This is a genomic window from Allobosea sp. P2_B12 (genome assembly GCF_056404835.1).
In genome coordinates this window covers 374,259-388,027 of sequence record NZ_JBFUDG010000006.1, presented here as the reverse complement: position 1 = coordinate 388,027, position 13,769 = coordinate 374,259, and the positions used below count along the sequence as shown (strand labels likewise).

Genomic DNA, 13,769 nt, shown 5'->3' with positions numbered 1-13,769 from the left:
TTGTCGAGCGCAACCTTGGCCGAACCCTTGGTGATCGGGATGTCGTCGCCGGGGAAGTCGTACTTCGACAGAAGCTCGCGGATCTCCATCTCGACCAGCTCGAGCAGCTCGGCGTCGTCGACCAGATCGACCTTGTTCATGAACACGACCAGCGCGGGAACGCCGACCTGGCGCGCCAGCAGGATGTGCTCGCGGGTCTGCGGCATCGGGCCGTCAGCGGCCGACACCACCAGGATCGCGCCGTCCATCTGGGCGGCACCGGTGATCATGTTCTTCACATAGTCGGCGTGGCCGGGGCAGTCGACGTGAGCATAGTGGCGCGCAGCCGTCTCGTACTCGACGTGAGCGGTCGAGATCGTGATGCCGCGGGCCTTCTCCTCGGGAGCCTTGTCGATCTGGTCATAGGCCGTGAACGTCGCGCCACCCGACTCCGCCAGAATCTTCGTGATCGCAGCCGTCAAAGACGTCTTGCCATGGTCAACGTGACCAATCGTTCCAATGTTGCAATGCGGCTTCGTGCGAGCGAATTTCTCTTTGGCCATCGTAGCCTCCGTCAGTCAAATCGTTGTTGCGTTTAAAGCAGGTCGGGCTGGTGATCAGGCGTATTTGGCCTGGACCTCGGCGGCCACCGCCGACGGAACCTGCTCATAGTGATCGAATTGCATGGTGTAGTTCGCCCGGCCCTGGCTGAAGGACCGCAGCTGGTTGACGTAGCCGAACATGTTGGCGAGCGGGACCATCGCATTCACGACGACCGCGTTGCCGCGCATGTCCTGGCCCTGGATCTGGCCGCGACGCGAGTTCAGATCGCCGATGACCGAACCGGTGTAGTCTTCCGGGGTCACGACCTCGACCTTCATGATCGGCTCGAGCAGCACGGAGCCGCCCTTCTGCAGACCTTCACGCAGAGCGGCGCGCGAAGCGATTTCGAAGGCCAGGGCCGACGAGTCGACTTCGTGGAAGGCGCCGTCGATCAGCGTCACCTTGACGTCGACCACCGGGAAGCCGGCGATCACGCCTGAGCCGATGACCGAGTTGAGGCCCTTTTCGACGCCGGGGATGTATTCCTTCGGAACCGTACCGCCGACGACCTTGGACTCGAACTCGAAGCCCTTACCCGTCTCATTGGGCTCGACCACCAGCTTGACGCGGGCGAACTGGCCCGTACCGCCGGTCTGCTTCTTGTGGGTGTAGTCGATCTCGACCTTCTTGGTCAGCGTCTCGCGATAGGCCACCTGGGGAGCGCCGATATTGGCATCCACCTTGTAGGTCCGGCGCAGGATGTCGACCTTGATGTCGAGATGCAGCTCGCCCATGCCCTTGAGAATGGTCTGGCCGCTCTCCTGGTCGGTCGAGACGCGGAAGGACGGATCCTCGTTGGCGAGCTTCGCCAGCGCCAAGCCCAGCTTCTCCTGGTCTGCCTTGGACTTCGGCTCGATCGCGATCGTGATGACCGGCTCGGGGAATTCCATGCGTTCCAGGATGACGGCCTTGATCGGGTCGCACAGCGTGTCGCCGGTGCGAACATCCTTGAGACCGGCCAGGGCGACGATGTCGCCGGCGAAAGCCTCCTTGATGTCCTCGCGGTTGTTCGCGTGCATCAGCAGCATGCGGCCGACGCGCTCTTTCTTGTCACGGGTCGAGTTGATCACGCCCTGGCCGGTCTCGACCTTGCCGGAATAGACGCGGCAGAAGGTGATCGTGCCGACGAACGGATCGTCCATGATCTTGAAGGCGAGCATGGAGAAGGGATCCTCGTCCGTCGGGTGACGAACGGTCTCTTCCTCGGTCTTGAAGTCGATGCCCTTGATCTCGCCGCGATCCACCGGGGACGGCAGGAAGTCGACGACGGCATCAAGAAGCGGCTGCACGCCCTTGTTCTTGAAGGCCGAACCGCAGAGCACGGGATGGAAGGCGCGACGCTGCACGGCCGTGCGGACGAGACGACGCAGGGTCTCGGCATCCGGCTCGGTGCCATCGAGATAAGCTTCCATAGCCGCATCGTCCATGTCGACGGCGGCTTCGATCAGCTTGCCACGATACTCGACGGCCTTGTCGAGCAGATCGGCCGGAATGTCCTTCTCCTCGAAGGAGGCGCCCAGCGCTTCGCCGTTCCAGACGATCGCCTTCATCTTGATCAGGTCGATCACGCCGGCGAATTCAGCCTCGGCGCCGATCGGGATCTGCAGGCAGACGGGCTTGCCGGCGACGCGGTCGATGATGTCCTGGACGCAGCGATAGAAATCGGCGCCGGTCTTGTCCATCTTGTTGACGAACACGACGCGTGGAACGTCGTACTTGTCGGCCTGGCGCCAGACGGTCTCGGTCTGGGGCTCGACGCCCTGGTTGCCGTCGAGCACGCAGACAGCACCGTCGAGCACGCGCAGCGAACGCTCGACTTCGATGGTGAAGTCGACGTGGCCGGGGGTGTCGATGATGTTCAGGCGATGCTCGCGCCACAGGCAGGTCGTCGCAGCGGAGGTGATCGTGATGCCACGCTCCTGCTCTTGCGTCATCCAGTCCATGGTGGCCGCGCCGTCATGGACTTCGCCGATCTTATGCGACTTGCCCGTATAGAACAGGATGCGCTCGGTCGTCGTCGTCTTGCCGGCATCAATGTGGGCCATGATGCCGAAGTTGCGATAACGGTCGATGGGATGGGTACGGGCCATGAGAATGCTTTCGTCTTTCCGAGGTCGAGCCGACGATTACCAGCGATAATGCGAGAAGGCGCGGTTGGCTTCCGCCATCCGGTGCGTGTCTTCACGCTTCTTGACCGCGTTGCCACGGTTGCTGGCCGCATCCATCAGCTCCGAGGAGAGACGCTCGACCATGGTCTTGTCGTTGCGGCCGCGAGCGGCCGTGATCAGCCAGCGGATCGCCAGCGCCTGACGGCGCTCGGTGCGAACCTCGACCGGAACCTGATAGGTGGCGCCGCCGACGCGACGCGAACGCACCTCAATCGCCGGAGCGACGTTCTCGAGTGCGCTCTTGAAGACGGCAAGCGGGTCGCTCTTCATCTTGCTCTCGATGATATCGAAAGCGCCGTAGACGATCCGCTCGGCGGTCGACTTCTTGCCTTCGTACATCACCGAATTCATGAACTTCGTCACGATGATATCGTGGAACTTCGGATCGGGAATGATCTCGCGCTTTTCGGCGCTATGGCGGCGGGACATCGTCTAGTCTCCGGTCAAATCTTCAACGCTGCGAACCGGCCCGGGCCTTGATGCCCCTGCCGGTCAGGCAGAAATTACTTGGGACGCTTGGCGCCGTACTTCGAACGGCGCTGCTTGCGGTTCTTGACGCCCTGGGTGTCGAGCACGCCGCGCAGGATGTGATAGCGCACGCCGGGCAAGTCCTTGACGCGGCCGCCGCGGATCATGACCACGGAGTGCTCCTGGAGGTTGTGACCCTCACCCGGAATGTAGCCGATCACCTCGAAGCCGTTCGTCAGGCGCACCTTGGCGACCTTACGCAGCGCCGAGTTCGGCTTCTTCGGCGTCGTCGTGTAGACGCGCGTGCAGACGCCACGCTTCTGCGGGCAGGACTCGAGCGCCGGAGCGGTGTTGCGCGCCTTGACGGGCGAACGCGGCTTGCGAATGAGCTGGCTGATTGTCGGCATTCTGGCCTCTCGCTCCCATTGAGCGTTTGGAAATCGCTAAATCTTGGCCCAGGCCGGTCGTTGCCATGACACAAACGAAGCCGCGCCATCGGCTCCCCGCAGGGGGCCTCAGGCGCGTTCGCCAGCAGAGGATCACGGATCGCTCCGCGTTCATGCATCTTGCCATGTCGTCAATCGACGCTGGAATTCCGGTGGAGTTTCGGCCGCGAAATTCGCCGGCAACAAGGCCAAGGCGACATACGTGTCCGACAACCACCGATAGTGGCGCGCTTATGCATCGGGGATAGATTCGCGTCAACCCCCAATCTGTAGGATCGAAACGCGAAAAGCCCCTGCCCTGCGGGTTTCGCGCCCCGAAACACCGCATTCGCTCAAATGCGACATGGCCGCCCCCTTGCGGGAGCGGCCATGTCCAACTGTTGCAGTCCGCGCGGGCGCGGACGAAGGATTACTCCGCCGCGGGCAGAGACGCCTCGACCGCCTTGGCGGCAGACGCAGCCGCCCTCGCTGCGGCTTCCGCCTTCTGGCTGACGATGAGATCGTCGCGACGCGTCGCTACCTGCTTGATGCGGGCAACCTGCGCGCCGGTTCCGGCCGGGATCAGCGAGCCGACGATGACGTTCTCCTTGAGGCCTTCCAGCGTGTCGTACTTGCCGTTGACCGCCGCCTCGGTGAGGACGCGGGTGGTCTCCTGGAACGACGCCGCCGAGATGAAGGAGCGCGTCTGCAGGCTCGCCTTGGTGATGCCGAGCAGCACGGGGACGCCGGAAGCGGGCTTCTTGCCCTCCTCCTTCATCTTCGCGTTGATCTCCTGCAGCTCGATGCGGTCGATCTGGTCGCCGGTCAGGATGTCGGTATCGCCGCCATCCGTGATCTCGACCTTCTGCAGCATCTGCCGGACGATCACCTCGATGTGCTTGTCGTTGATGCCCACGCCCTGGAGGCGATAGACCTCCTGGATTTCGTTCACCAGATAAGCCGCCAGCTCCTCGACGCCCTTGATCGCGAGGATGTCGTGCGGGGCCGGATTGCCGTCGAGGATGTAGTCGCCCATCTCGACGACGTCGCCGTCCTGGAGATGGATGTGCTTGCCCTTGGGGATCAGGTATTCGAGCCCCTCGGAACCGTCATGCGGCGTCAGCGTCACGCGACGCTTGTTCTTGTAGTCCTTGCCGAAGCCGATGACGCCGGCCTTCTCGGCGATGATCGCCGCATCCTTCGGACGACGGGCCTCGAACAGCTCGGCCACCCGCGGCAGACCGCCGGTGATGTCGCGGGTCTTGGCCGAGTCGGTCGAGACACGCGCCAGCACGTCGCCGGCCTTGATCGAGGCGCCGGGCTCCATCGAGATGATGCCCTCCACCGGCAGGATGTAGCGAGCCTCGCCGCCACGGGCCAGCTTGGCGATCTTGCCGTCGGGGCCGTGGACCGTCAGCGCCGGACGCAGGTCCGACGTACGGGCCGAGCCGCGCCAGTCGATGACGACGCGCTTGGAGATGCCGGTCGCCTCGTCGGTCGTCTCGGTGATCGACATGCCGTCGACCAGATCCTCGTAACCGACGGTGCCGTCGACCTCCGCCAGGATCGGGCGGGAATAGGGATCCCACTCGATCAGGCGCTGGCCGCGCTTGACCTTGTCGCCCTCGTCGATCCGCAGCTTCGAGCCGAACTGGACGCGATGCACCGCGCGCTCCGCCCCGTCCGGGCCGACGATGACCACGGCGATGTTGCGCGCCATGGCGATCAGGTCGCCGTCCGTGTTGCGGGCGAGGTTGCGGTTGCGGATCTTGACCGTGCCTTCGAAGTTCGACTCGGTGAAGGACTGGTCCGCGATCGTCGCCGCGCCGCCGATGTGGAAGGTGCGCATGGTAAGCTGCGTACCCGGCTCGCCGATCGACTGCGCCGCGATGACGCCGACGGCCTCGCCCATGTTGACGGGCGTGCCGCGGGCCAGATCGCGGCCGTAGCAGGTCGCGCAGACACCGTTCTTGGTGGCGCAGGTCAGCACTGAACGGATCTTCACCTCCTGCACGCCGGCAGCGTTGATCGCCTCGATATGGCTTTCCTCGATCATCGTGCCCTTCGGCACCAGGACCTTGCCGTCGATATCCGTGACGTCCTCGGCCGCGGAGCGACCCAGGATACGGATGCCGAGCGAGGCCACGACCTGGCCGGCGTCGATGATGGCACGCATCTTGATGCCGCTCTCCGAACCGCAATCGGTCTCGGAGATGATGGCATCCTGCGCCACGTCGACGAGACGACGGGTCAGATAGCCGGAGTTGGCCGTCTTCAGCGCCGTATCGGCCAGGCCCTTGCGGGCGCCGTGGGTCGAGTTGAAGTACTCGAGAACGTCGAGGCCTTCCTTGAAGTTCGAGATGATCGGCGACTCGATGATCTCGCCCGAGGGCTTGGCCATGAGACCGCGCATCGCGGCGAGCTGCTTCATCTGCGCCGGCGAACCGCGCGCACCCGAATGGCTCATCATGTAGATCGAGTTGATCGGCAGATCGCGACCGTTCTTGTCCTTCTTCACGGTCGAGATGCGCAGCATCATCTCCTGCGCGAGCTTGTCGGAGCACTTCGCCCAGGCATCGACGACCTTGTTGTACTTCTCACCCTGGGTGATCAGGCCGTCCTGGTACTGCTGCTCGTAATCCTTGGCCAGCGCGCGGGTGGTATCGACGATCTCCCACTTGTTCTCTGGCACGACCATGTCGTCCTTGCCGAAGGAGATGCCGGCCTTGAAGGCGTGGGTGAAGCCCAGCGACATGATGCGGTCGCAGAAGATCACCGACTCCTTCTGACCGCAGCCGCGATAGACGGCGTCGATCATCCCGGAGATTTCCTTCTTGGTCATCAGGCGGTTGCTGACGTCGAAGGTCATGTTCGCGTGCCGGGGCAGCGCCGTCGAGAGAATGACGCGGCCCGGCGTGGTGTCGTAGATCTTGGTGTAGTCCTTGCCGTCGGCGCCGAGGCCGGTCCAGCGGTATTTGATCTTCGAATGCAGCGTCACGACTTTCTCGTGCAGCGCGTACTCGAGCTCGCCGAAATCACCGAAGATCTTGCCCTGGCCCGGCTCGCCGTCCGAGACGATCGAGAGGTAGTACAGGCCGAGCACGATGTCCTGCGACGGCACGATGATCGGCAGGCCGTTGGCGGGGTGCAGGATGTTGTTGGTCGACATCATCAGCACGCGCGCTTCGAGCTGCGCCTCGAGCGACAGCGGGACGTGCACGGCCATCTGGTCGCCGTCGAAGTCCGCGTTGAAGGCGGCGCAGACCAGCGGGTGAAGCTGGATCGCCTTGCCTTCGATCAGCGTCGGCTCGAACGCCTGGATGCCCAGGCGGTGGAGCGTCGGCGCGCGGTTCAGCATCACCGGATGCTCGCGGATGACCTCGTCCAGGATATCCCAGACCTCGGGCTTCTCCTTCTCGACGAGCTTCTTGGCCTGCTTGACCGTGGTCGAGTAGCCCTTGGCGTCGAGGCGCGCATAGATGAACGGCTTGAACAGCTCGAGCGCCATCTTCTTGGGCAGGCCGCACTGGTGCAGCTTCAGCTCCGGGCCGACGACGATGACCGAGCGGCCGGAATAGTCGACGCGCTTGCCGAGCAGGTTCTGGCGGAAGCGGCCCTGCTTGCCCTTCAGCATGTCGGCGAGCGACTTCAGCGGGCGCTTGTTGGCACCCGTGATGACGCGGCCGCGACGGCCGTTGTCGAACAGCGCATCGACCGATTCCTGCAGCATCCGCTTCTCGTTGCGGATGATGATGTCGGGCGCGCGCAGCTCGATCAGCCGCTTCAGGCGGTTGTTGCGGTTGATGACGCGGCGATACAGGTCGTTCAGGTCCGACGTCGCGAAGCGGCCGCCATCGAGCGGCACCAGCGGACGCAGATCAGGCGGGATCACCGGGATGATGGTCATGACCATCCATTCCGGCTTGTTGCCCGAGAGCTGGAAGGCCTCGATGATCTTGAGGCGCTTCATCAGCTTCTTGGGCTTCAGCTCCGACGTCGTCGTCGCGATCTCATGCTTGAGATCGGCGTTGATCTGGTCGAGGTCGAGCGCGCGCAGCATCTCGCGGATGGCTTCCGCGCCGATCATGGCGGTGAAGGTGTCGGCGCCATACTCTTCCTGGCAGCGGACATACTCTTCTTCCGAGAGCAGCTGACGGTCCTTGAGGGGCGTCAAGCCCGGCTCGATGACCACATACGACTCGAAATAGAGGATGCGCTCGAGATCCTTGAGCGGCATGTCCATGAGCAGGCCGATGCGCGAGGGCAGCGACTTCAGGAACCAGATATGCGCGACCGGGGCGGCGAGCTCGATATGGCCCATGCGCTCGCGCCGGACCCGGGCGAGCGTGACTTCCACGCCGCACTTCTCGCAGATGACGCCCTTGAACTTCATGCGCTTGTACTTGCCGCACAGGCACTCGTAGTCCTTGATCGGCCCGAAGATGCGGGCGCAGAACAGACCGTCGCGCTCCGGCTTGAAGGTCCGGTAGTTGATGGTCTCCGGCTTTTTGATCTCGCCATAGGACCAGGACAGGATCTTCTCCGGGCTCGCGATCGAAATCTTGATCGCGTCGAAGGCCTGCTGCACCGGCTGCTGGCCGAAAAGGTTCATGACCTCTTGCTTCATCGCCTGTCTCCTCTCGCCGGCGGGGGTGGAGCACCGCCCTGCCCGGCTTCGTCAATTCAATGGCCGGCGGCGTCAGTGCCGCCGGCAAATTATCTCTAGCGCGGCGCGAACCGGCTCACTCGGCCGCTTCAGCCGGGGGCAACTCGCCCGGCTTCACCTTGTTGCTGATCAGCTCGACGTTGAGGCCGAGCGAGCGCATTTCCTTGACAAGAACGTTGAAGCTCTCGGGGATGCCCGCCTCGAAGTTGTCCTCACCGCGCACGATCGACTCGTAGACCTTGGTGCGGCCCGCAACGTCGTCCGACTTCACCGTCAGCATTTCCTGCAGCGTGTAGGCGGCGCCATAGGCTTCCAGCGCCCAGACCTCCATCTCGCCGAAGCGCTGCCCGCCGAACTGCGCCTTGCCACCCAGCGGCTGCTGCGTGACGAGCGAGTACGGACCGATCGAACGCGCATGGATCTTGTCGTCGACGAGGTGGTGGAGCTTCAGCATGTAGATGTAGCCCATGGTGACCTTGCGGTCGAAGGGCTCACCGGTCCGGCCGTCATAGAGCGTCGACTGGCCCGACGAATGCAGACCGGCCTGCTCCAGAAGCCGCTCGATATCGGCCTCCTTGGCGCCGTTGAACACCGGCGTCGCCATCGGCACGCCGCGGCGAAGGTTCTGGCCCATCTCGACGAGTTCGGCCTCATCCATCGAGGCGATGATCTCGTTGTCGTCGTAGACGGCTTCGAACGAGGCCCGCAGCGCCTTGTAGTCGCTCGACTTCTTGTAGGCGTCGAGCGCCGCGCCGATCTGCTTGCCGAGACCGGCAGCAGCCCAGCCCAGATGGGTCTCCAGGATCTGCCCGACATTCATGCGCGACGGCACGCCCAGCGGGTTGAGCACGATATCGGCATGGGTGCCGTCCTCGAGGAACGGCATGTCCTCGGCCGCAACGATGCGCGAAACCACGCCCTTGTTGCCGTGACGGCCGGCCATCTTGTCGCCCGGCTGGATCTTGCGCTTCACCGCGACGAAGACCTTGACCATCTTCATCACGCCCGGGGGCAGTTCGTCGCCGCGCTGCAGCTTCTCGACCTTGTCGAGGAAGCGCTGCTCGAGGCGCTTCTTCGACTCGTCGTACTGCTTCCGCATCGCTTCGATCTCGGTCATCAGCGGGTCGTCGCCGACCGCAAACAGCCACCACTGCGAACGCGGGAACTCGCTCATGCCCTCGCGGGTGATGACCGTGTCCTTCTTGAAGCCCTTGGGCCCGGCGAGGCCGACCTTGCCATTCAGGATGTCGCCGAGACGCGCGAAGGTGTTGCGGTCCAGGATCGCCTGCTCGTCGTCGCGGTCCTTGGCGAGACGCTCGATCTCCTCGCGCTCGATCGCCTGGGCGCGCTCGTCCTTGTCGACGCCGTGGCGGTTGAACACCCGGACCTCGACAATCGTGCCCTGCACGCCCGGCGGGACACGAAGGGAGGTGTCGCGGACGTCCGAGGCCTTCTCGCCGAAGATGGCGCGCAGCAGCTTCTCTTCCGGCGTCATCGGGCTTTCGCCCTTGGGCGTGATCTTGCCGACGAGGATGTCGCCAGCCGCCACTTCGGCGCCGATATAGACGATGCCGGCCTCGTCGAGGTTCTTCAGCGCTTCTTCCGAGACGTTCGGGATGTCGCGCGTGATCTCCTCCGGACCCAGCTTGGTATCGCGGGCCATGACCTCGAACTCCTCGATATGGATCGAGGTGAAGATGTCCTGCGAGACGATGTTCTCAGAGAGAAGGATCGAGTCCTCGAAGTTGTAGCCGTTCCACGGCATGAACGCGACGAGCACGTTGCGGCCGAGCGCGAGCTCGCCGAACTCGGTCGACGGGCCGTCGGCGACGATGTCACCCTTCTTGATGATGTCGCCAACGCGCACCAGCGGACGCTGCGTGATGCAGGTCGACTGGTTGGAGCGCTGGAACTTCTGCAGGCGGTAGATGTCTACGCCCGGCTTGGTCGGGTCCATCTCGTCGGACGCGCGGATGACGATACGCGTCGCATCGACCTGGTCGACGACACCCGAGCGACGGGCCGCGATGGCCGCGCCTGAGTCACGGGCGACCACGGCTTCCATGCCGGTGCCGACGAAAGGCGCGTCGGCGCGAACCAGCGGCACCGCCTGACGCTGCATGTTCGAGCCCATCAGCGCGCGGTTGGCGTCGTCGTTCTCGAGGAACGGGATCAGCGCCGCGGCGACCGAAACCAGCTGCTTGGGCGAGACGTCCTGGAAATCGACCTTGTCGACCGGCGTGACGATGACTTCACCGGCGCGGCGGCAGACGATCAGGTCGTCGGTGAGACGGCCTTCCTTGTCGACGGCGGCATTGGCTTGGGCGACGTTGTACTTCGCCTCCTCCATCGCCGAGAGATAGATGATCTCGTCGGTCTGCTTGCCGTCGCGGATGCGACGATAGGGGCTCTCGATGAAGCCGTACTTGTTGACGCGCGCGAAGGTGGCGAGCGAGTTGATCAGGCCGATATTCGGGCCTTCCGGCGTCTCGATCGGGCAGATGCGGCCGTAATGCGTCGGGTGCACGTCGCGCACCTCGAAGCCGGCGCGCTCGCGGGTCAAACCACCCGGTCCAAGCGCCGAAAGGCGACGCTTGTGAGTGACTTCTGAGAGCGGGTTCGTCTGGTCCATGAACTGCGAGAGCTGCGACGAGCCGAAGAACTCGCGCACCGCGGCAGCCGCGGGCTTGGCGTTGATCAGGTCCTGCGGCATCACCGTGTCGATATCGACCGAGGACATGCGCTCCTTGATGGCGCGCTCCATGCGCAGCAGGCCCAGGCGGTACTGGTTCTCCATGAGCTCGCCGACCGAGCGCACGCGGCGGTTGCCGAGATGGTCGATGTCGTCGATCTCGCCCTTGCCGTCGCGCAGGTCGACCAGCGCCTTGACGACCGCGAAGATGTCTTCCTTGCGGAGAATCCGGACGGTGTCCTCGGCGTCGAGGTCGAGGCGCATGTTCATCTTGACGCGGCCGACGGCCGAGAGGTCGTAGCGCTCCGAATCGAAGAACAGCGACTGGAACATGTTCTCGGCGGTCTCGAGCGTCGGCGGCTCGCCGGGACGCATCACGCGGTAGATGTCGAACAGCGCCTCTTCACGGCGCGAGTTCTTGTCCACGGCGAGCGTGTTGCGGATATAGGGACCGACCGTGATGTGGTCGATGTCGAGCACCGTGATCTCGTTGTAGCCCTTGGCGATCAGGTCGACGAGGTTGCCCTTCATCTCGCCGGTCTTCGCCTCGGCGGCCATCGTCAGCTCTTCGCCGGCCTCGGCATGCACTTCGCCGGTCTGGAGATCGACGATGTCCTCGGCGATGTACTGGCCGACGAGATCCTCGTCGGTCGCGCGCAGGAACTTCAGGCCCTTCTCGGCGAGCTGGCGCGCGGTACGGGCGACGAGCTTCTTACCCGCCTCGACCACGACTTCGCCGGTGTCGGCGTCGATCAGGTCGACGGTCGCCTTGAAGCCCTTCATGCGCTCGGCGTCGTAAGGCACGCGCCAGCCCTTGGCGTCGCGCACATAGGTGATGTGGTTGTAGAAGCGGCTGAGGATCTCCTCGCCGTCCATGCCGAGCGCGAACAGCAGCGACGTCACCGGGATCTTACGCTTCCGGTCGATGCGCGCGTAGACGATGTCCTTGGCGTCGAACTCGATGTCGAGCCACGAGCCGCGATACGGGATGATGCGGGCGGCGAACAAAAGCTTGCCCGAGGAATGGGTCTTGCCCTTGTCGTGGTCGAAGAACACGCCCGGCGAACGGTGCATCTGCGAGACGATGACGCGCTCGGTGCCGTTGACGATGAAGGTGCCGTTGTCGGTCATGAGCGGCATGTCGCCCATGTAGACATCCTGCTCCTTGATATCCTTGACCGACTTCGCCTGGGTGTCGGGATCGATATCGAACACGATCAGGCGCAGCGTCACCTTGAGGGGCGCGGAGAAGGTCATGCCGCGCTGACGGCACTCGTCGACATCGTATTTCGGTGGCTCGAAGGTGTACTTGACGAATTCGAGCAGCGAGGCGCCCGAGAAATCGCCGATCGGGAACACCGAGCGGAAGACCGACTGCAGGCCTTCGTCGCCGCGGCCGCCCTTGGGCTCTTCGACCATCAGGAACTGGTCATAGGACGCCTTCTGAACCTCGATGAGGTTCGGCATCTGCGCCACTTCCTTGAGTTTTCCGAAGAACTTGCGGACGCGCCTGCGGCCCTGGAGGGAATCGACCATGTTGTTCCTCGCAATCTCGGACGGCTTACCCGGCGATCCGCCGAGGGCGACAAGGGTCGCCGGGTAAGCCGCTCGACGCATCATCGCGCCGACATCATCTCAAAAACGGACCCCGCAACGCAAAGCTGCACCCAGGGCCTTTGCAACCTTCCCGCACCACCATGCGGAAACGACGCGACAGCCCCGGAGGTGGAGGCCACCCCGGGACTGTCAGGTCTTGACTAGGGTCGGACCGGCATCAAGCCGGCCCTGCTCACTTGAGCTCGACCTTGGCGCCGACGGCCTCGAGCTGCTTCTTGAGCTTCTCGGCCTCGTCCTTGGTCACTGCTTCCTTGACAGGCTTCGGAGCGGCTTCGACCAGGTCCTTGGCTTCCTTGAGGCCCAGGCCGGTGATGGCGCGGACTTCCTTGATGACCTCGATCTTCTTGTCGCCGATGGCGGCAAGAATGACGTTGAACTCGGTCTGCTCTTCGACGGCGGCGGCAGCGGGGCCGGCGGCCGGGCCGGCAACCGCAACGGCGGCAGCGGCGGAAACGCCCCACTTCTCTTCGAGAAGCTTGGCGAGGTCGGCGGCCTCGAGGACCGTGAGGGAGGACAGCTCGTCGACGAGCTTGGCAAGATCAGCCATGATAGGCTCCTATAGGGTTAAGAGGTTCGAACGGTTTTCAGGGGTAACTGGCCTGGATCAGGCCGCATCCTTGTCGGCATATGCCTGGAACACGCGCGCCAGCTTTGCAGCCGGAGCGGTCGAGAGCTGGGCGATCTTCGTTGCAGGGGCCAGCAGGAGGCCGAGCAACTTGGCGCGCAGTTCATCGAGCGAGGGCATGGAGGCCAGGGCCTTGATGCCTTCGGGGTTCAGGGCGGTCTTGCCCATCGCGCCGCCGAGGATAACGAGCTTGTCGTTTTCCTTAGCGAAAGCGATGGCGACCTTCGGCGCCGCGACCGGATCGTTGGAATAGGCGATCAGGGTGGGACCCGTCAGCAGGTTGCCGATGGACGCGACGTCGGTGCCTTCAAGAGCGATCTTGGCCAGCCGGTTCTTTGCGACCTTCACGGTGGCGCCATTGGCCTTCATCTCGCGACGAAGCTTCTGGAACTGAGCCACCGTCAAACCCGCATAGTGGGCCACGACAACGACCGACGTGTTCGCAAACACGCCGTTCAGGGTCGCGACGGCATCATTCTTTGCCGCTTTATCCACTGGGCTCTCTCCGGTAGGCGGCAGGCCTTTG

8 protein-coding genes are annotated in these 13,769 nt (G+C 63.9%); all 8 read right to left on the bottom strand.

All coding sequences use genetic code 11. The annotated features are described in order from the left end of the window. Positions 1-542, bottom strand: a 542-nt coding sequence (locus AC1DYU_RS17285; RefSeq protein ID WP_476792690.1) for a GTP-binding protein, incomplete at its 3' end; no start/stop codon positions are given. Positions 543-596: 54 nt separating this feature from the next. Further along, positions 597-2,672 carry an elongation factor G gene (gene fusA / locus AC1DYU_RS17280; protein WP_476792689.1) on the bottom strand — a complete coding sequence of 692 codons (2,076 nt, stop codon included), beginning with the start codon at positions 2,670-2,672 and terminating at the stop codon, positions 597-599. Positions 2,673-2,708: 36 nt separating this feature from the next. Further along, on the bottom strand, positions 2,709-3,179 hold the full coding sequence (gene rpsG / locus AC1DYU_RS17275) for a 30S ribosomal protein S7 (RefSeq protein ID WP_054144020.1): 471 nt from the start codon (positions 3,177-3,179) through the stop codon (positions 2,709-2,711). Between the two features lie 74 nt (positions 3,180-3,253). Further along, positions 3,254-3,625: a 30S ribosomal protein S12 gene (rpsL, locus tag AC1DYU_RS17270; RefSeq protein ID WP_038358286.1), complete on the bottom strand. Its 372-nt coding sequence runs from the start codon at positions 3,623-3,625 to the stop codon at positions 3,254-3,256. A 448-nt stretch (positions 3,626-4,073) separates the two neighbouring features. After that, positions 4,074-8,270, bottom strand: coding sequence for a DNA-directed RNA polymerase subunit beta' (rpoC, locus tag AC1DYU_RS17265; RefSeq protein ID WP_476792688.1), 4,197 nt, complete (start codon positions 8,268-8,270; stop codon positions 4,074-4,076). 115 nt (positions 8,271-8,385) lie between these two features. Further along, the gene (rpoB, locus tag AC1DYU_RS17260; protein ID WP_476792687.1) at positions 8,386-12,537 is read right to left on the bottom strand and encodes a DNA-directed RNA polymerase subunit beta; all 4,152 of its coding nucleotides are present in this window, start codon (positions 12,535-12,537) and stop codon (positions 8,386-8,388) included. A 253-nt stretch (positions 12,538-12,790) separates the two neighbouring features. After that, positions 12,791-13,165, bottom strand: coding sequence for a 50S ribosomal protein L7/L12 (gene rplL, locus AC1DYU_RS17255; RefSeq protein WP_054144023.1), 375 nt, complete (start codon positions 13,163-13,165; stop codon positions 12,791-12,793). Positions 13,166-13,222: 57 nt separating this feature from the next. Then, positions 13,223-13,738, bottom strand: a complete 516-nt coding sequence (rplJ, locus tag AC1DYU_RS17250; RefSeq protein WP_158487549.1) for a 50S ribosomal protein L10 — start codon at positions 13,736-13,738, stop codon at positions 13,223-13,225. Positions 13,739-13,769 lie beyond the last annotated feature (31 nt).